Annotated in this window: 21 protein-coding genes and 1 tRNA gene; 13 read left to right on the forward strand and 9 right to left on the reverse strand. The window is 38.4% G+C overall.

Annotated features, from left to right (window positions below; translation table 11 throughout):
- Positions 1 to 434: 434 nt before the first annotated feature.
- From lysS to QW284_00585, 3 genes are all read left to right on the forward strand, one after another.
- Positions 435 to 1,985 (forward strand): lysine--tRNA ligase, encoded by a 1,551-nt coding sequence (gene lysS, locus QW284_00575; protein MEM0338172.1) that lies wholly within the window; start codon positions 435 to 437, stop codon positions 1,983 to 1,985.
- Positions 1,986 to 2,048: 63 nt separating this feature from the next.
- Positions 2,049 to 2,858 (forward strand): SPFH domain-containing protein, encoded by an 810-nt coding sequence (locus QW284_00580; GenBank protein MEM0338173.1) that lies wholly within the window; start codon positions 2,049 to 2,051, stop codon positions 2,856 to 2,858.
- A 102-nt stretch (positions 2,859 to 2,960) separates the two neighbouring features.
- The gene (locus QW284_00585) at positions 2,961 to 4,199 is read left to right on the forward strand and encodes an NfeD family protein (protein MEM0338174.1); all 1,239 of its coding nucleotides are present in this window, start codon (positions 2,961 to 2,963) and stop codon (positions 4,197 to 4,199) included.
- Positions 4,200 to 4,223: 24 nt separating this feature from the next.
- Here the strand turns inward: QW284_00585 and QW284_00590 are convergent, their stop codons facing one another.
- Positions 4,224 to 4,934, reverse strand: a complete 711-nt coding sequence (locus QW284_00590; protein ID MEM0338175.1) for a DUF2258 domain-containing protein — start codon at positions 4,932 to 4,934, stop codon at positions 4,224 to 4,226.
- A gap of 90 nt (positions 4,935 to 5,024) precedes the next feature.
- On the opposite strand from QW284_00590, the gene QW284_00595 reads away from it, so the two are divergent.
- From QW284_00595 to QW284_00605, 3 genes are read left to right on the forward strand one after another with little or no spacing between them, the layout of a single operon-like run.
- The gene (locus tag QW284_00595; protein ID MEM0338176.1) at positions 5,025 to 6,374 is read left to right on the forward strand and encodes an acetyl ornithine aminotransferase family protein; all 1,350 of its coding nucleotides are present in this window, start codon (positions 5,025 to 5,027) and stop codon (positions 6,372 to 6,374) included.
- 4 nt (positions 6,375 to 6,378) lie between these two features.
- Positions 6,379 to 6,591: a hypothetical protein gene (locus QW284_00600; protein MEM0338177.1), complete on the forward strand. Its 213-nt coding sequence runs from the start codon at positions 6,379 to 6,381 to the stop codon at positions 6,589 to 6,591.
- A complete protein-coding gene (locus tag QW284_00605; GenBank protein MEM0338178.1) occupies positions 6,572 to 6,826 on the forward strand; it encodes a hypothetical protein in 255 nt (84 codons plus the stop codon). Before QW284_00600 ends, QW284_00605 begins: the two co-directional genes overlap by 20 nt.
- Before the next feature lie 3 nt (positions 6,827 to 6,829).
- On the opposite strand, the gene QW284_00610 is transcribed toward QW284_00605, so the two are convergent.
- The 5 genes from QW284_00610 to QW284_00630 all read right to left on the reverse strand — a co-directional run bounded on the left by QW284_00610 (position 6,830) and on the right by QW284_00630 (position 11,054).
- On the reverse strand, positions 6,830 to 7,192 hold the full coding sequence (locus QW284_00610; protein MEM0338179.1) for a hypothetical protein: 363 nt from the start codon (positions 7,190 to 7,192) through the stop codon (positions 6,830 to 6,832).
- A gap of 325 nt (positions 7,193 to 7,517) precedes the next feature.
- Positions 7,518 to 8,006, reverse strand: a complete 489-nt coding sequence (locus QW284_00615; protein MEM0338180.1) for a ferritin — start codon at positions 8,004 to 8,006, stop codon at positions 7,518 to 7,520.
- A 342-nt stretch (positions 8,007 to 8,348) separates the two neighbouring features.
- Entirely contained in the window at positions 8,349 to 9,710 is a 1,362-nt protein-coding gene (locus QW284_00620; GenBank protein MEM0338181.1) for an HD domain-containing protein, read from the reverse strand.
- 162 nt (positions 9,711 to 9,872) lie between these two features.
- Positions 9,873 to 10,565 carry a hypothetical protein gene (locus QW284_00625; GenBank protein MEM0338182.1) on the reverse strand — a complete coding sequence of 231 codons (693 nt, stop codon included), beginning with the start codon at positions 10,563 to 10,565 and terminating at the stop codon, positions 9,873 to 9,875.
- 279 nt (positions 10,566 to 10,844) lie between these two features.
- Positions 10,845 to 11,054 carry a 5'-nucleotidase gene (locus QW284_00630; GenBank protein MEM0338183.1) on the reverse strand — a complete coding sequence of 70 codons (210 nt, stop codon included), beginning with the start codon at positions 11,052 to 11,054 and terminating at the stop codon, positions 10,845 to 10,847.
- A gap of 239 nt (positions 11,055 to 11,293) precedes the next feature.
- Here QW284_00630 and QW284_00635 point away from each other — a divergent pair, with 239 nt between their 5' ends.
- Positions 11,294 to 12,292 carry a bifunctional phosphoglucose/phosphomannose isomerase gene (locus QW284_00635; protein MEM0338184.1) on the forward strand — a complete coding sequence of 333 codons (999 nt, stop codon included), beginning with the start codon at positions 11,294 to 11,296 and terminating at the stop codon, positions 12,290 to 12,292.
- Positions 12,293 to 12,305: 13 nt separating this feature from the next.
- On the opposite strand, the gene QW284_00640 is transcribed toward QW284_00635, so the two are convergent.
- A complete protein-coding gene (locus QW284_00640) occupies positions 12,306 to 13,079 on the reverse strand; it encodes a PAC2 family protein (protein ID MEM0338185.1) in 774 nt (257 codons plus the stop codon).
- 130 nt (positions 13,080 to 13,209) lie between these two features.
- Between QW284_00640 and QW284_00645 the strand changes: the two genes are divergently transcribed.
- Positions 13,210 to 13,283 (forward strand) — tRNA-Ile (locus QW284_00645).
- Positions 13,284 to 13,335: 52 nt separating this feature from the next.
- Positions 13,336 to 13,821, forward strand: coding sequence for a hypothetical protein (locus tag QW284_00650; protein MEM0338186.1), 486 nt, complete (start codon positions 13,336 to 13,338; stop codon positions 13,819 to 13,821).
- Between the two features lie 114 nt (positions 13,822 to 13,935).
- Here the strand turns inward: QW284_00650 and QW284_00655 are convergent, their stop codons facing one another.
- Complete coding sequence (locus QW284_00655; GenBank protein MEM0338187.1) at positions 13,936 to 14,697, reverse strand: DUF434 domain-containing protein; 762 nt, start codon at positions 14,695 to 14,697, stop codon at positions 13,936 to 13,938.
- Positions 14,698 to 14,789: 92 nt separating this feature from the next.
- Between QW284_00655 and QW284_00660 the strand changes: the two genes are divergently transcribed.
- The gene (locus QW284_00660) at positions 14,790 to 15,752 is read left to right on the forward strand and encodes a KaiC domain-containing protein (GenBank protein MEM0338188.1); all 963 of its coding nucleotides are present in this window, start codon (positions 14,790 to 14,792) and stop codon (positions 15,750 to 15,752) included.
- Positions 15,753 to 15,786: 34 nt separating this feature from the next.
- Here the strand turns inward: QW284_00660 and QW284_00665 are convergent, their stop codons facing one another.
- Positions 15,787 to 16,101 carry a hypothetical protein gene (locus QW284_00665; protein MEM0338189.1) on the reverse strand — a complete coding sequence of 105 codons (315 nt, stop codon included), beginning with the start codon at positions 16,099 to 16,101 and terminating at the stop codon, positions 15,787 to 15,789.
- 75 nt (positions 16,102 to 16,176) lie between these two features.
- On the opposite strand from QW284_00665, the gene QW284_00670 reads away from it, so the two are divergent.
- The 3 genes from QW284_00670 to QW284_00680 all read left to right on the forward strand — a co-directional run bounded on the left by QW284_00670 (position 16,177) and on the right by QW284_00680 (position 19,590).
- A complete protein-coding gene (locus tag QW284_00670; GenBank protein ID MEM0338190.1) occupies positions 16,177 to 17,886 on the forward strand; it encodes a DUF2070 family protein in 1,710 nt (569 codons plus the stop codon).
- Positions 17,887 to 17,982: 96 nt separating this feature from the next.
- On the forward strand, positions 17,983 to 18,693 hold the full coding sequence (locus QW284_00675) for a CdvA-like protein (GenBank protein ID MEM0338191.1): 711 nt from the start codon (positions 17,983 to 17,985) through the stop codon (positions 18,691 to 18,693).
- An 18-nt stretch (positions 18,694 to 18,711) separates the two neighbouring features.
- Positions 18,712 to 19,590, forward strand: a complete 879-nt coding sequence (locus QW284_00680; protein MEM0338192.1) for a hypothetical protein — start codon at positions 18,712 to 18,714, stop codon at positions 19,588 to 19,590.
- Positions 19,591 to 19,629: the final 39 nt, after the last annotated feature.

The raw sequence follows: 19,629 nt of genomic DNA on the forward strand, positions 1-19,629 counted from the left end.
ATATGCTGAAAGCGCTCTTCGCTGAGCTATGATGAAGAGCAATCCAGCTGAGTTTTTAACTTCTACACCTAATTCTGAGGGTTCTGGTCTGAACGATGTTTTTAATTGCTTTTGAATATTTTTGATTTCTTCGCTTCATCCCCTCATCTCTCGTTCTCCCCCTTCCTCTGGTTTCATTGTTCATTGGGGGAGCTCTTTGGGGAGACCCACGCTCCCCCGCATACGCTTGGAGTGCTCTCAGCCATAGCATGCGCCCTCAGGCATCCACCTGCAAATCTGGTGGATAAATACCTTCATAGGACATCGCCAAGACAATTTATTAGAACACAAACTTATAAGCTTTGTGTTTAAAAGTAACTAGACATAATTAAAAATCAACAAAAACCAGCTACGGCTATGCAGAAGCTGCTAGAAGTTGGTTTGAGGCGTTGTCAATGTCTACTATGCACAGGTTTTGGCGATTTGTTGAAGCTGGGGTAGATCCGTATCTTACAGAATATCGATATGATGTTACAACAACGCTTAGTGATATAAGAACCAAATATAGCTATCTAGAGAAAGGTGGAGAGGCAAAGGATAGATTTTCGGTTGCTGGAAGAATTATGGGGATTAGGAGACATGGCAAGATAGTTTTTGCTGTACTAGATGATGGTACAGCGCGACTGCAAATAGTTTTTAGACAAGATGTTCTAGGCGATGCAATGTGGAAATTGGTTGAATTGCTTAACGTTGGTGACATAGTGGGTGTTAGAGGAAGGCCTATTAAAACTCTTCGAGGAGAACTATCACTGCTCGTTGAAGAATTCAAAATTTTGGCTATTACATGGAGGGACTTTCCTGAGAAATGGCATGGTTTAGCAGATTCTGAGAAACGATATAGAATGAGATATCTAGATATGATGCTAAATGATGATGTTAGGAAAGCTATAATCTCCATGTATAGAATAGAGAAAGCATTCAGAGACTTCCTTGATGCAAGAGGCTTTGTAGAGATTCATACACCAAAGCTACAAGCAGTATATGGAGGAGCACTGGCAAGACCATTTATAACAAGGATGTATGCCCTTGATAGGGATGTTTATCTAAGTATAGCGCCAGAGACATATTTGAAGAGAGCTGTTGTAGCCAACTTCTTCAAGGTATACGAAATTGCGGTTTGCTTTAGAAATGAGGATATAGATGCCCAGCACTACCCAGAATTCGTGCAGATAGAGATATACCAAGCCTTCTCAGATTGGCTAGATATGATGAAGCTTGTAGAGGAAATGATTTCCAATGCTGTAAGGACTGTTTATGGTGATTATAAAGTTGAGGTAAGCAGGGGAGAAGAAAAAATTGCCCTTGACTTTAACCCGCCATGGACTAGAATAACAATAGAAGATGCCATAGAAAAATTTGGTGGCATAAAGATAAAGGGAAAGGACTACAGCGAATTGATAGAGATTGCTAAGAGCTTAGATATAAAAATTGATGATCCGAGAAGGGGAAAGATTATAGAAAAGATCTTCGAGAAGGTTGCAGAGCCAAAGATAGTGCAACCAACATTTATAACAATGTTTCCTAGAGATGTATCCCCCCTTGCTAGGCCTTCAAGAGAGAATCCGGAATATGCTGAAAGATTTGAGATTTTTATAAATGGTCTTGAAGTTGGAAACGGTTATAGCGAGCTCAATAATCCTATAGTACAGTACTACTTCTTCAAAAAAGAAGAGGAGCTGAGGATAAAGAGCAGAGAAAAGTTTGGAGAGATAGAGCATCACCCAATGGACAAAGACTATGTTAGAGCTCTAGAACATGGTATGCCTCCTACCGCAGGGGTTGGAATAGGCATATATAGACTTGTTATGATTCTTCACGGCCTTCCATCGATAAAGGATGTTATACCCTTCACCATAGTTGAACAAGACGATTTCAAGACAATTGCAGAGCAATACAACGATGTTTTGAATTACTACATAGATAAGCTCAAACTCGATAAAATCTAGTTGTAGCATTGAGGTTAATATACTGGAAAAATAATTAACTCTAGACATAAGGAGGTGACTAGAATGCCCATAGGACCTGCTGAAATCTTTGGAATATTCCTTCTAATCATGATAATAGCAATAATACTCTCAAAATCCATTAGGATTGTGAGAGAATGGGAGAGAATGATTGTTCTCAGACTGGGAAAATATATTGGGATCAGGGGACCTGGCCTAGTTTTCTTAGTGCCATTCATAGATAGAGGGTTAATCGTTGATACAAGGATAAACACAGTCGACGTTCCTAAACAGGATGTTATCACAAGAGATAATGTAACCGTTAGAATAGATGCCGTAGTATATTACAGAGTTCTAGACCCTGAAAGAGCTGTTATGAAAGTAAGGGACTATAACTATGCTATCGCAATGCTTGCACAAACAACAATAAGAGATGTTGTGGGACAGCTAGAACTAGATGATATACTGGCCCACCGTGAAGAGATTAACAAGAGGGTTCAGAGCATAATTGATGAGATTACCGAGCCATGGGGAGTCAAAGTTTCTATGGTTACTCTGAAAGCTGTCGAATTGCCAGAGGGTATGATAAGAGCTATGGCCTACCAAGCAGAGGCCGAGAGGATTAGAAGAGCAAGAATTATTGAAGCAGAGGCTGAAAGGGCAGCAGCAAAAATATTGCTTGAAGCGGCCTTAACCTATGAGCAGCATCCTGTAGCTCTTAGACTTAGGGAGCTTCAGACATATGTTGATATTGCAAAAGAGAAGAACGTTATAATCATTACTGAGAGTGGTGTCTCTAGAACCGTTGCGGAAGCTATTGCATCATCGCTAGCCATAGGAAGAGTGAAACCTAGTGAAACAACTGGTAAAGAGTAGGAAACCATGAAACTCGTAGACATTCCTAAAACAATCATTTTTACTCTCTTGATATTCTCATTCACCATAACGCTCATACAAAGTAGCGTGGTATACTCTCAAATGCGATCAAATGCCATTCTAATAAGAATACAAGGATCAATGGAAACAATAGATATTCCAACAGAGCTTTATGTCAAAGAGGCTTTGTCGCTTGCTGAACAGCGAAACGTGCCACTAGTAGTTGTGGTTGATAGTTATGGCGGTTACATGGACTCGATGATCAACATCGCTAATGTTTTTTTAAATGCTAAAACCCCTGTTTTGGGATACATAGCCGACAAGGCAATGAGTGCCGCAAGCATAATTGTGCAACCCATGCATGTGGTGGGCATATCGCCATATGGTGTTATAGGTGCTGCACAACCAATAACAATAAACCCTGTTACAGGTCAGTATGAGTTTATCAATGAGAGCAAGATAATAAACAGTATTGTAGCCATGGCCACGAGGTATGCTGATGCTAGGGGCAGGAACTCAACAGCTGTTGTAATGTTTATTACAAAGAACCTGGTTTTAAAGGGTGAAGAGGCTGTTAAAGAAAAGGTTGTTGATATTGTTGCAAATGATTTAAACGATTTCATAGCGAAGGTTAATGGTAGGGTAGTAACAGTAGAGTATGATGGAACCAAAATTAATTACACGATAAATATAGCGGGATTAGACGAGTTTTCTCCACCCCTATACATACAAATATATGGCTATCTGAGAGATTCTACAGTAAATTCAATTCTGTGGTTTCTAGGATTCTTCGGAACATTCATAGCACTTCTTTCTGGTAGAATAGATATTTTGCCAATCACAATAGTGTTTCTATTACTTGCATTGCTTGGAGGCTCAATAAACATAAACATTGTTTCAGTAATGCTTATAGCTCTTGGCTCTCTGCTCATCGCACTAGAGTTTATGTTCCCAACACATGGCCTACTAGGGGTTGGGGGAATAATATCTCTACTATTTGGTGTCTTGCTGATGCCAATTTCCCCAGCTACACAAATAGCGCCTAGTTTTATAGAGAGTATCAGAACATTTGCAATAATACTCAGCGGTGGCTTAGCAGGCTTCTTCTCATTCATATTATACAAAGCAGTGGAGTCAAACAGAAGAAGAAAAAAAGCTGTAATTAAGATTTTGAATAATGTGGCTAAGGTTATTGAGCGTATAGAGCCAGGTAAGAGAGGTAGGGTTATATTTGAGGGCGAGTACTGGTTTGCTGAAAGTGATGAGGTCATAGAACCAGGCGAAGAGGTTATTGTAGTTGATAGAAAAGGTTTTGTTTTAATAGTTAAGAAAAAGAAGTAGGTGTAGTTGAGGAATTTGAGCTTTTTACTCCTCCTCTTCTTCCTCAACCTTAGGCACTGGTGCAACAGCAATTCTTTCTCTAATTGCATTCATTATTTTTAATGCTTCATCGTAGCTTACATGCCTAGCCGTCTGCATAACCGTTGACAATGTTGTCTTTAGGGATTCCTCAATTGTTTTCCCAGGCTGTATATCAAGCCTTACTTTCTCAAATATCGCCGGGGTTGGCTCTATCACTGCTCCCCTCTTCAAAACTGCAAGAGAATCATTAACAGGTGTTAAAATTGCTGCTCCTACATCCCTTTCAGCAAGTTTTATTGCGAAAACTACATCACCATCGAATGTCTCGCCAAGTTTTACCACATCGTAGGCCACAGCTGCTAAAGCTACTTCAGATGCCTTCGACACTAACTGCTTTACAATAGAATCTACTTGCTCCTGGGAAATTCTTCTGAAAACCTCTACAGATAGTGTATCCCACTTCCATACAATATTTTTATTTGACTCATCTATTTCATATTCGACTCTAACCCTAACAACATCACCTTTATCAATCTTGAGCTGCTCAACAAATACTGAATATAGCAATCTATTTAATTGGGCTACTGCAAACGCTATCTTCTGCCCCCACTCCTTATCCCTTCTTATATAGTCCCTGAGCTGAGCAAACATTGTCCTCCTAATCTTATCAGCATATGCACCAGCTATTACAAACCCAGAGCTTAACCTAGCCACAGTCTCACCCAGTAACATTTTTTAGTAAAAAACTCAAAAACTTATCTGATTTATGTGCATAGAGAGTAGCCCATATAAATGGGTGTAATGATGAAGCTAAACAAACCAGAAATAGTTGTTGAGCCTCCTGGACCAAAAGCAAAAAAGATCATCGAAATGCATAGCAATCTCATTGCAACAACAACACATGACCCAGAAAGTCTGCCGTTAGTCATTGAGCGTGGTGAAGGGGTTTGGCTTTACGATGTTGATGGTAACAAGTATCTAGATTTTTCATCGTCTATATCCGTTTCTAATCTGGGTTATCCGACACATCCAGAGATTAAGAAAGTTGTTGTTGAAATGTTGGATAAGCTTGCCCATGCCGCTGGAACTGATTTCTACAATCCATATCAGGTTGCTTTAGCAGAGAAACTTGTTTCGATATCTCCTGGCAATTTTAAGAAGAAGGTATTTTTCTGCAATAGTGGAACAGAGGCTATAGAGGCTGCTATGAAGCTTTTAAGGCATTCTACAAATAGGAAGTATTTCATAGCCTTCATAGGAGCGTTTCATGGAAGGACAATGGGGTCGCTTAGCCTAACAGCTTCGAAAACAATACAGAGAAAAGGCTATATGCCCATGGTTGAGGGGGTTATTCATGTCCCATTTCCAAATCCATATAGAAACCCCTGGGGGATAGATGGTTATGAACATCCAGATGAGCTCATCAATAGAGTTATCGACTATATAGACTATTGGATATTCCAACACATTGTATCTTCAGATGAGGTTGCAGGCATATTTTTCGAGCCTATACAAGGTGAGGGAGGATACGTTGTACCACCTAAGAACTTCTTTGCAGAGCTATCAAAACTAGCTAAAAACTATGGGATAATGCTTGTAGATGACGAGGTTCAGATGGGCCTAGGCAGAACAGGTAAAATGTTTGCAATAGAGAACTTCAACACAATCCCAGACATCATAGCCTTGGCCAAGGCTTTGGGCGGTGGGGTTATACCAATTGGAGCAACAATATTTAGATCCGAGCTAGATTTTAAGCCAGGTGCTCACAGCAATACTTTTGGCGGCCATGCCCTAGCCTCCATGGTGGCACTCAAAACGATTGAACTTGTGGGAAAGTATCTGCCTAATGTTCATAAACTTGAGAGACTATTTAGAGAAGAATTATCAATGCTAAAAGAGAAATACCCTGCTGTTGGCGATGTAAGGGGGATTGGACTTGCCTGGGGCATCGAATTTGTCAAGGATAGAAAGACCAAAGAACATGATGTCAAAACTAGGAACAGGGTTCTATACGAGGCTCTTAAGAATGGTCTTGCACTCCTTGGATGTGGAAAGAGCAGTATAAGAATAGCCCCACCATTGATAATATCTGAAGAAGAGGCTTTAGCCGGTTTAGAAATCCTAGATACAGCTATAAAAAATGCTACAGGGTAATTTTATGAAGATAGAGGTTGAACTAGTTGAAACATATAGATATGAAGGTATTCCTGGAACAAGATTCAGATTCAGAATCAAGGGAACAAAGATATACTTTAATGTCACAGCAAACAATTTAGAAGAGGCTGCTACAAAGGTTGAGCAAATGATCAAAAATCTAGAGCTGGACAGATATCTAGAGAAGGTGATGCAAGATGACGACAAAAAAACTTAGATGTATGGTATGTGGAAGGGTATTTCATGATGGACAAGGAGTGAGAATTGTTGTAGGTGGGAAAGAGCTCTATTTTCATTCAAAAACATGTGCTCTGAAATTCTTCAAAAGCATGATTCTATATCTAGATCAAAAAGATCTTGAGAAAGCTGTTTCAGCAACAGTGAAAGAGTTTGAGAATCGACTTAAAGAAGTCGAAGAGAGAAGCAGAAAAAGAATAGAGGATATGCTATAAAATCTATGTCCTCGGCGAATAAATAGGGCACAATGCACAGACATAAAGTGCTGAACTAACATTGAATCTCGATACGCCATCTCTCTCAACTATAACACCCTCACCAAGATTCTTCTTAACTTCATCAGCAACTTCTTTCGGCATTCTCCAACCCATGCAAACACCATTTGTATTCATCTTACATGTCAACATCTTCCAACGTCCAATCAAGTTACCAACATACGCAAAATTCTTTACCTGTTGTGCTACGATATTTAGACCATCCATGTTACGCCTTAATTCCTCTACCTTCTGCCTAATCTCAGCAACATTTTGGTATGGCACAAACTCGGCCAAGAGATTTACATCTGAAACATTTTGTGACATATAATACACCATCATAAAAATTGTCTAATAAATAGATTAAAAATCGAGAGACTCATTACAATAAACAAAACCATGACAAATGAATTAATCATTGATATGCTATATCGATATCACAAAATCTAGGGTAGTCTATGAGCCAAGGTGTGGAGGTAGAGCTACATTGATTATATCAAACTGCTACATAATGAAGACCATTGTAGAAACATTAAAAAGCTTTGACAAATAATGACAACTTCAAAACATTCCAAAGTCTGCCTAAAATCCACATACAAAAATAGGTATTGTCACCATAGTGGAGGGTATAAAAATAAAGATGTTTTCTACATTACTTTCTTTGAGCAAGCATGTTGTCTAGTGCAAGTAGTACTGCAGGAGAATCTTTAACTAGCTTTACCTTTGCTAGTAGATCGGCTGCATTTTTCTCTTCCTCAACTTGTTCATCTATAAACCACTTCAGAAATGACTCTGTTGCTTTATCCCCTTTATTCCTCGCTAGTTCTGCCAAATTCCATATCCTCTTGGTATTTTCTGTTTCCGCTCTATAGAACTCCTCAATAGCTTCTAAAATGCTACCCCAGCCAGATTTTGGCTTTGGCACATCAAATAGCTCCACCCTACCACCTCTATCAATGATATGGCTATAGATCTTCATTGCATGCTCAAGCTCTTCTCGAGCCTGGATCTTGAAGTAGTGAGCAAAGCCGCTGAGGCTCATCTCATCGAAATAACTAGCTATAGAGAGATAGAGATATGCGTTCTGAAGCTCCTGATTAAGTTGCCTGTTAAGTACTTCTAAAATCTCTCTGTCAAGCACATTGCTTCACCAACTATAACCATTATATCACAGAATATATTTAAATATGACTCTCTTGACTAAGCCACGGTCATAGAGACCATGACCAGACAACCAAAACCTGCTAAAGCGTTTTTCCCTTTCACGACACCTTCAATTACTTTTCAACAGTTTTAATTCCGTGAGAGAAGTTGACCCTTGGTGCAGGTTCATTAGCTTAACCTGCACCTCATGGAGCTTTGTGATTTTGTGAGTTCTCCGAATGCTCTCAAGCTCAATGAGAACCCAAGTGGGATGCAGGGAAAAAGAGATGAGGGGATGACAACAACCAATATGAACTCATATGAGACTTGAACCCCACACTCATCTATGCTGTTCTATCACTCTCTTTATCTCTTCGAGATTCAATGTCTCGTTGAATATATCCCTTAGGATGGCGACTTTTTCTTTTAGCTCTCTCCTTACATATAATCTGATTAGTACTGCGAATCTTGGTATGTTGAACCATGTGAAGTCGAATATGCTTTTCCTTGTTATTTGTCCTCCTTCGAGCATAATCATTATGTCTTCTGATCCAAGCATTGGATTTAGAGATAGCTTAGGTGTGTCTATAAAGAAGTGTTTGTTCTTCTCTATTTCTATGCCCCTGTCCCTCGCTTTCTCCTCTAATATTGTCTCTATGACACTCTTGCTCTTGTCTATGTTTTCCACAAGCCCCACAGTGTTTTTAGTGTTTGACAAGGGTATTCTATGCTCTGTTACTACTTTGTATGGGATTTTCCTCGATAGGAAATCCCTCACCTCTTCTAGACCGAATACAGCTGGGTTATATAGAATGCTCTCGTCGTTTAGTTTTATGTATTCATTAATGTCTTTTATGGCATTGTCAAAGTCTATTATCTTTCTATCCTGGATTATGGACATGATATCCCCTAGAAATCTGTTTGCAGCTCTAACAGTTTTGTGATAGTAGACAGTGGAAAACATGTACACTCTTGCAAGCATTAGAAGCTCAACGGCATCGAGTGCTCTATAGTCAATTATCATATCATCTCCTAGAATGCCTAGATAATAGGATATTCTCTGCCAATCAATATTCCCACCATACCTAGCACCAGTATAGTAAGAATCTCTAAGGAGATAGTCTATGATATCTGCGCTATACGCACCCTTCAACATGTAGAACAAAGCCTTTTCAGAACCAGCATCATAGATCACCCCTTTAAAAGGCCAGCAATCCCTATTCTCACATTTCAACGCTGTTGCAACATCGCTTAACCTGTATCCATACTCAGAAACAATTTTCTCTATGGCCGACACTATTTGGGGTTCTTGCAAAACTATTTTAGCTCCCATATCCTCATGTGTCACCCCCCTTGAAAACAAGACGAATTCTTCGAAAGAATGACTGTAGGGACCGTGTCCAATGTCGTGCAATATTGCCAAAAGCCTCATCACAACAACGTACCTCTCCAAATCACCCCGACCAACTCTATACTTCCTCATAACATCTCTAACAAGAGTTTCAATAACATGCGCCACCCCAAGACTGTGACTAAACCTTGTGTGTGTTGCGCCAGGGTAGACAAAATCGGCAACTGAAAGCTGTTTTATTTTTCTAAGTCTTTGATATACAAACACATCGATGATGCTAAGCTCATGCTCGTAGATCTTTATATATCCGTGTACAGGATCTTTAACTATCTTATATTTTCCAAGATCCATGTACACATACCTTCAACGTCAATATCACGCTAGATTTAGCGTTAAAGCAATTAATACACTTATATGAAGAACCCTAAAAATAATACAATATTGCATCGTTAAATGCTTTGGGTTGTTGCATATGTCTGAAAACATTTGGCAGTTTTTGTGGGTTGCTACAAACTATTCTATGCTATAGACCTTGTTCGCGAGATCTATATTCACATGAATCGAGATAGCTGAATTGCTAAGCTGTTTTCTGTAATATTTAATCAGTTCTTCAACTTCTTCTACTGTTGGAAAAGGCAAAAATGTAATTGTGTTTCTATCTCCTGCTACAACAAATCGAGAGATGCTTAGTATCATCTTCTCTACCTCTTTATAATCCTCTAGCACATTATTCCAGCCATTCAACGGCTTTAAACACGTTAAGATTGCTCTATCACTCGAAATTTTGCTAATTACACATTCTACTTCATAACCTATTTGATGTGCTGAAACAATATCTTCTGGGGATGGTATTGGGATTGGCACTGGATGTGTGTGTAAGAATATTCTACCTCTGCACACATCTTTGAATTGCCTGTATAGCTTATTGCTTGGTATCATCCCCTCTGCAAATCTTCCAATGTACATTAACAGCCCATTATTGCAAAGTGCATAGGCGTCCTCAGCTAGGACTTCATATGATATGGGCTTCAGTTTAATATCGTCATATACAAACTTTATTGCTTCATCCATATACATGTCAATGGCCTTTCTAACTACAAAGCTGTTCACAAAAGGTATTTCACTGAAGTTGACTATGGAGGGAGCTTCATAGGCTGTTGAGGCCATTACTCCGATGAGCTCGTGGTCTATGATTTCATGTTTCATTTTAAATAAACCTGTAGTATTTACACATAACCTTTCCGTTTGAAGAGTTAAAAAGTTTTTATAGCACTTAACTTGAGCAGCATCAAAAGAATTTGTTAGAAACATCTAAATACTATTCAATGATAGCTAGTCGAGAATCAGAAGCGCCAGCCATCATCACAATGGTGTTCAGATGGGGTTTAAGATACATCACTATCCAAATATCTAGACTCTTAGCCTCTGTTCCAGTACCAATTTACACGGTTTATAAAAAACGAGTTGAATTATTATACCAGTGTTTTAAATCTCGACAATGTTTTTGCATACGCTCTTCAGTTTTTCTAATAGTGCATCTACGTTCTGAAGTTCCAATTTATATGTGTATAGATATTTTTTGGTTCTTGCCTTAATCTTGGCGATATTCTTTTTGGGTATTCTCTTAACTCTGCATTCCTCGGCTCTTTTCGCTATTTCCAAAAACTCTTGTTCATTTGCTACGAATATAGGCATCTCTATCTCACCAATTCTCTTTAAAACAGCTACTATAGCTGAGGACTGTTTCTTTTAGGCGAGGATAATGGTTTATAAGTTTATTACCCTCTATTGTTGGTTGAGAATAGATAAACTGTGATTATCTCGGTTTGTGAACAGTTTTTAATCATAATATCATATTAGTTGTCCTGTCAAATTTGTTGGCTTGAAAAGCTTTTTATGTCTAGGCATTCCTTTGCATGTTGTGCGGTGATCTTATGCTTAACCAATATCTTGACTGGTATAAAATGGTTGAAGAGGTTTTGAAGAGCAATGTTATCAACGCTAAAGAGTTTAGGGATGTGAAGAGAATTGTTGTTGTGGGCATGGGTGGAAGTGGCATAGTGGGAGACTTTCTTAGTGTTATAGCACAAAACTATTCAACCATTCCGCTACTTACATTTAAGGATTTCTATGTGCCAAAAGGTTTCGTTGATAACAATACATTTGTGTTGTCAATAAGCTACTCGGGCAATACCCTAGAAACTGTTGCTGCAACATTACAATTGTTGAAGAGAGGGATTCCAGTAGGTGTTGTTGCATCAGGTGGCGAACTTGTGGATATTGCGAGAAGGTTTAGCTTGCCCCACATTGTTGTGAGATCTGGGCTTGCGCCACGGTCGGCTATGCCTCTCATGCTGGTGGCCTCTATCAAGCTTCTTAGCTCTTGTGGGATAGAGATTGTGACACAAGATACTTTAAAATCTTCTATAAGCATTTTGAGAAATACTGATCATGCAAAGAAGATTGGAGATGAACTTGCAGACTTTTTGGAGAATTCCAAAATACCTTTGATTGTAGCTACAAACAAATATTCTTCACTCGCTATAAGGTTTAAGAATGAGCTTAATGAAAATGCGAAGATGCCTGTAAAAATCGAGATAATACCTGAGCTGTTTCACAATGATATAGTTGGCTGGGAGAGGTTCCATGCAGATGATAAAGCAATAGTTATAGACTCTGATGTGGGGTACGAGAAAATGTTGCTTAATTTCTATGCCGACTACTTGAAGGATATTGGATTCACTATATACTATCTCCGACTCAGTGGAAACATTATTGAGAGACTCCTCTTCGGCTCTCTTGTAGCAGGTATAGCAAGTATTAGAATTGCAGAAAAGCTAGGCTTTGACCCTCTACAGACAAGAAGTATAGTCAAATATAAGGAGTTTCTCAAAAAGTATCGAGAAGATATATTGAAAAATATTCTAGGATAGAGTTATAGCAAACTTAGGTTATGTAATAATAAGGCCTTTTCTCCCCTTCTTTCATGCTCTCTTCTTTTTGTTGGGCAAAGCTTTTTAGCACAAGCTCCACCTCCTTCTCCACACCCCTGCCTTTTGCATCAAGATCTCTTGTGTCTACCCCAAGGCCCCATACGCCATTTAGCAAATCTATAATTAGCTTGGCAGCTGTGTAATCTATGTAGTTTAGCTCAACAATGCTTCTCCAAGTCTCTCCAAGCACACAAACACCATCAATTCCAAACACCTTTGACCATCCCACAATTATTCCATTCAATCCACTTATAACCCCCTCATTAAGCGCCACAGCACCCTTCTCAATATACTTCTTTGCAACCTTCTCATTGCTTCCTACAATAAACACCCTCCTATCGGTGACAACAACATCAGATACAAAAGCAGCTGCTGCTATAACCTCTACAACATTGTATTTCTTAAGCTTACTAAGAATGTAGTAGCTTAGCATATGCTGTTCAGAATCATTAATGGGCTGAGAATCCCCAGTCACAATGAAAATCCCGAGATCGCCCACCCTAGAGGTATATATTAGAACCTTGTTAATATCACCAACACCACCAGAATCAACAATTAGTTGAGCGGGGAAGCTAGTTCCATAGATAGATGCAAAGAGCTTGGCATCTAAAGAATCTATTAACTGCGTTGCAACAGTTTTTCCAACGAGACCCATACCAGGAAAACCAACAACCACTATACTCTTCTTAAAATCAATATCATTATGATGTTTAACAAATTTCCACATAAATCAACCCCAACACAATATAGATTGTATCGCCAAAGGCTATAGCAGTTCTCAGTTAATTAATTTTTAGGAGGTTATGAAAATAAGCGAAGAAAAACATATAAACCTAGAGCAATAATGAAAAGCTATGGGGCCCGTAGCTCAGCCAGGTAGAGCGCCCGGCTCATAACCGGGTGGTCCGGGGTTCAAATCCCCGCGGGCCCATCTACAAAAATAGTTCCAGAACTTACACCACAGTATTTGCAGTGCAATAGCAATGAAGTTCATTATAAAAAATATCAGGTATATTGTTGCTACAATATTGTCGATACCACTTATAACAATATACTTTCTATCTATGATTATCCCAATAAAATTTGAGAACAGTTTTGTTGAAAATCCAAGGGTAGTTGCAGTTGCAAGCTTTTACACAACATTAGTAATGCTAATTGTAAGGGAATTTGTGACTAGCATAAGAATAAGAGACGCGTTAACTGTTTTGATAATTTTTGTTGTGAGTTTCTACTCTTATGTAGCTGGGCTATATTTTGAATTAAATTATCTAGCATTGCAAAAACACATCATTATACCACCATCCTTTATATACATACCATGTTCTGATGCCAGCCGATGTGACAACTTTGCAGCGTTAAGCATAAGCATACCACTAACCATAGGATTTATATTACTAATATATGGAGCATTGGGTTTCTCCAAGAATCGAACTTCATCACAATCTACAGATATTTCCAAAAATCTATAGCTACATATCTTCATGCCTCCTCCAACCTTGCGATATGTTAGCCTTACTAGCTTTAATACTTGAGCTTGCAACCTTCGTTCTTTAATGAGAAATGATATTAGAAATCGGTATTGCTTATAATGCGCTATTACAATAATGGCATGTATAGCCAAATATGTTTGGAAAGTCTATTGCTGGTTTTAGCCCTATATTCTGAAGCGCTAAAGTGGTTAATGGGAGTATTCTACATGAATTCTCTATTATTACTGAATCCGTCGATGCGATAACACTGCTTGTAGCCATTGATACTGTTTTTGAGTCAGGTGTAGGAGATAAAATAAAGGTTACCCTAGCCTCTTTAAAGGTATTGTGTAAAGTATTTGAAAATTCTCTTACATCATCTAGGCTGTGACTAACATTTTTATCTGCAACGATAACTATTTCTGCAAAAACACCCCTGTAATTTGTCAGTATATCAGCAATTATATTGAATACCCTATTCAATAATACTCTTTCGCTATCCCTTATTTTGGATCCTCTCAAGTCTCTAACAAGACAGTCGTCACATAGGTATATATCCTCTGATTTAATCATTGTTAAAATGGTTAGTATTATATTGTAGAAGTCGATCACGAGGGTGCTATTGCCTAAATTCTCTTTAACTGAGCAGACAAGCTTTCTAGTAGTTTCATGAATATATTTAAAGCTATGAACACATCTGAAGAGCAATAACTTCTCATACTCATTTAGCAGATAGTGTTGAGAAACAATATTCAAAGCCTGCGATAGGGAGTATCCTCTAGAAAGCAGGAATCTATAATCATGGGCCGCATCGAAAATTATACTTAGTCTTACCCTTTTTCTATTACCTTCAATTCCACTATTATCTACAACCATGTTGCGTTTCCTCGATAAAAATATAGTATGATTTCTAATGATGCGCAACCTTAATAATTTCAATAAACTACAAATACTTTTGTGCTTATGTTATGCCACATGAAAAGGAAAGTGATGTAAGTATAAGCGAAGATGAACTCCTAGAAATAGAGAAAGAGTTAGAGGAGTTAGAAAAAGGTAAAATCAGTAGAAAAGAGGTTGGGGCAGAAGCAAGAAGAGAGACCAGGATTGCGGGCGTGACAAGGATTTCAACAGGTATTTCCGAGCTTGACAGGGCTTTAGAAGGCGGCATTCCGAAAGGATCTTGGGTTGCTATAACTGGTGAGCCTGGAACTGGAAAATCTATTCTCTGTATGCATTTTGCTTGGGCGGGTATATTGGCTGGCGACCCAGTTGTCTATGTGACTACAGAGGCTGAATTCAGGGATGTTATTAGACAGGCTAAGATGTTTGGCATGGACTTTGAGAGCTATAGAATATACGATATCTCCAGCCCTAGAGAACCCTCCGAAACACCAAATATAGTTGTTGTTGACATATTTGGCTTGCTCAAAATAGCTAGGCAGATGAGCGAGACCATTCCAACAGATGCTGAAAGTGCTAGAAAGAGGAGGTTTGCTGCCCTAGACATACAGACACTTGTAGCGGCTATTCAAGAGGCCTACAAAATACTTGGTGTTTTGAAAGAGGGTGGTGGAAAAACACCTGCTAGACATGTTAGACTAGTTATAGACTCTATGAGTGCCTTCTGGGCAGACAAACCAGCTATGGCTAGGAGATATAGTTACGACCTTAAGATATCTACTCACAGAGAGAATGTAACAGCTTATCTAGTAAGCCAATATGCAATGACAACAAAGTCTACATTTGGTTTTGGCTTAGAACACATAGCAGACGGAGTTTTCCATCTATGGATGGATGATGTGGAAAGCTCAAAAGAGGTTAGAAGATATATGATAATAAAGAAAATGAGAATGACAAACCATGCAAAAAATGCATTCAAAGTAGATATAGTACCGGGGAAGGGGTTCTCGATAACGCCTTTCACTAAATAAAATACAAAATATATTTAGTTATTAGCTGGCGATTTCACAGCTTCAAAACCCTATTTATCTTCATAAGTATCTTGTCCACAAGTTCTTCAATACCATTTGAAAATGCGTATAGTCCATAGGGTATGTAATCTAAGTAATCGCATTTCCAATACGGCTCTAAAACGTGCTGTATATTCACAATTTTTGCATATATTGTTTTAGATCCTCGATATATTCCAATTATTACATGTGATCCCTTGATTTCTCCGAGAAAGAGAAGACAGTTATGCTCTTTTTCAATTAAATAAACTTTCTCAAACCCTTTTTGCACAAGTAGATTTCTCACATGATTTATATCCAGCAATTGCATCACTCTTCACATTATTGAGTTGGTGGGTAGCTTTTTATATCCTTATCTTTATTTTTGTCAAGATGTGAAACATTGATGTTTGATGGGTTGACGTTAAAGTATTATAGGTTTTTAAGAGTCCCAACGTCTATTGCAAGAAAATATTATATAGCTTACATAATCTTCTTTGCATTACTTGTAATAGCTGATGTATATCCCTCCATAATTAACCGCTCAATTAATTTGATATTTATCTCTATGATAATGCTTCTTCACATTATCTCAACGGTTCTATTATCTATCTCAATGAAGGTTATAGTTAGATACATGAAGATGAGGCAAATAATAAATGCTATGGTTATAACAACTAGTCTTGGTATACCCCTCGAATTCGCCTCTTCATACATCAGACTCTATGGAATATCATATGCTGTTATACCATTAATTGGCTCAATTGTTTTTGTACACTTAGCTGGATTGTTTAACGGCATAGCATATACAACAGCTATGCCTCTAGCTATAGAGACCATGTTTTCTTATGTAAATAATGAGGGTCTAAAATTCTTGTCGGTGAGGTATTCCTTAGTTGTTTTGCTACAACTTGCTTCACTCACAATTATAAGATCGTTGAAAAGGCATAAAGGCTATAACGTGCTTAGAATAGCGAATGCATGGTTAAAATTTATGCTTTCTGGAGATGGAGGTGACTTGGAAGAGGCTCTTGACAACATTGGTGTGGAATTCGATGCACAAACAAAGGTGCTATTGTTCGACAGAGGATCTGATGCTATAGCTCTAATTACGCCAACAATTCATTTTGGTCCCTATAGAACTATTGGAAGTACTCTTTTACCCTATGATATAGAATCCTCGCTAGAGAGTAAGGGATTCAAGGTTTTTGTATTCCATGGTGCGGGCTCCCATGAGCTCGACTTAACTAAGAGATCTTATGGAACATTGCTAGCTTCCGAGCTTTCTCTAAGGTTATCAAAGGAGAGAAGGGATATGCCAACAGAGCTCGTATATGAGCCGTTTCGCGTTTTCAACGGTTTTCGCGAGGCAATGGTTTTGCAAACCGACACAACATCAATGTTGATAATAACACCTGTTGCGATAGGAGGTGATGACATGCCTTACGAGCTTCAGCCAATTGCTGAAGACATAGCTAAATTATATGGTTTTAGAGATGCCATTGTTGTTGACGCCCATAATGTGGAGGGTAAGAGAGATACCAATGTTTCATCCTTTGATTCCTTGATCAAAGCCGGCATCTCTAGGAGAAGCAGAGTTTGCGAAGAACTTTTAGTCGGCTATGGAGAGTCACGTATAAGGGATTATGTTAAGGGTGTGTGTAGAAACAAGGTAAAGGTGCTGACAATTAAATGCAATGAAAATTTATACTCTATTATATATCTATACGGAAACAACGCCAAAATAGGTGTTAGAGAGAACCTAAGAAAAGTGGCCTTGGAAAATGGGTATAAAGATGCTGAGATCGTGACTCTTGACGATCATAGTTGTGCTGGTATCACATTTGATGCACCTTACCATAGCATTGATGTTAACAATTCTCTCATAGAGTCTATAAAAAGAGCTTTAGAGTCTTCTCTACACGATTTAAAGCCTGCTTCATGCAAATACACAAGGTATGTATTTAGAGTTAAGGTTGCTGGCAATAAAATTTTTGAGTTGCTAAACATAGCAACGGATATTGGCTCATTACTTCTAAAGTATCTAAAAACATCACTACCTGTACTCTACTCAGCATGGCTTGCAATAACAATTTTAATACTTTTCTACGTTTAGCAGTAATCGTTACTATTATAGAAATAATTGAGTGTTTACGTATGTGAGACCTTATATAAATTTACTTTGTTAAGTCATATTACCGAGGTTAGAATTATGAGTATAACAATAGAGAATGTTGCTTCAAATATTGGTCAAACCATAACGGATGTATATGGAAGAAAAATTGGTGTTTTGGTTAGTGTTTACAGTGATTTTGATGGTAAGGTAACAGCTGTTGAGATAATGACAAATGACATGATATATGAGACCTTGCCTGCTGATAGGCTAGAACATGGAATAGACGGATTAAAGGTGCTTCCAGAGTGGCTCATCGAAGCAAAAAAAGTTGAACGAAAACTTGATGTGATTAAGAAGAGATTCAAGGCTATGGAGGAGCTGTATAAAAAGAACCAGATTGCTGTACATGCCTATAAAGAGCTTAGAGAAAAGTTCACTAAAGAGATTGAACGTGTCAAGATAGAGGCTAAGAATGTTAAGGAGATGCTACGTAAAAGAATAAGTGATTTGGAGAACTTCGTGATTCATATAGAAAAGGCTATGACGCATCTAATGGTTAGCTATACGGCTGGAGAGATACCTGAAAATGGCTTTAAAGTTTCAGCAGATTTCATGAGATTTGCAAGACAGGCTGCCATAGATGAAAGAAAAGACTTGGACAAACACATTGGCTTAATTGAGAAGTTAGAGCAAGATCTCACTTCTATTGTATCTGGATTCGAAGAACAACAAACAATTGTAACACCCGCCCAAAGTACTCCAACACAAGCCTCTGCAACCCCAATAGCGGTAAAAGTTGTGAGCTAATTATAGTCAGTGATTTTCATGGCTATGCCCGCTGGAATACTAGATCACTTCACCAAGCTCCTCAGCATCTCATCGCGACGCGACCCCCAAAAAGGGGCTCTGGTATACATAGTCTCATCACTAAATGATTTGAAAATAAAGTTAGAAGAGATTAAGAAAAGACTTAAGGATAGAGATGATGAGCTGCTAACAAATGCTGTCAAAGCATTGAACATAAATGACAGAGATAGAGCATCAATATATGCTGCTGAGATAGCTGAAGTTAGAAGACTTATGAAATTTGTTCAAATAGCCTTGCTGGCCATAGAGAGACTATTAGAGCGCATGAAAACTATGAACATAGTTAACGATGTCAGAGTACTATCGACAACTTTAGGTGTTTTAAACGAGCTTAAATCTATGTTCTCTAATACAATGCCGGAACTAGCTTCAACGCTTGACACTATCGTGACCAATGTAAATGCCATCGTTGCCCAGACCCAAACACCAGAATTTAATGTTAGTGTAGTCACGAAAACCAAGGAGGTTGAGGAGATATTTAAAGAGATAGAGAGACAAGCTGAAGAGAAAATGAAAAACACGCTAGCTCCTATACCAGTACAGCTAGAGAATGTTATTAATCAGATGGCGAACCAGGACATCATAAAGCAGTCAGAACTAATAGAGAGAGGATCCATGGCCGTTGCAACAGTGCCAACATCGTTTGTTTATCAAAAGCAGGTGATATCACATGGTATTGATAGTGGGATAGAATATCAAATATACAATTACATTATTTCTCATAGAGGCATGATAAGAGTAGATGAATGCGCACGCATTTTTGGTATTTCAAAAGATGATGTTATAGCCATTTTGAAGCGCCTTGAACAAAAAGGTTTAATAAGAATAGTTATGTAATGTCAAAGTTTTTCCTCATTATCGATTTAGGCTGATGAA

The sequence above is a fragment of the Ignisphaera sp. genome, from assembly GCA_038735125.1.
Taxonomy (GTDB): domain Archaea; phylum Thermoproteota; class Thermoprotei_A; order Sulfolobales; family Ignisphaeraceae; genus Ignisphaera.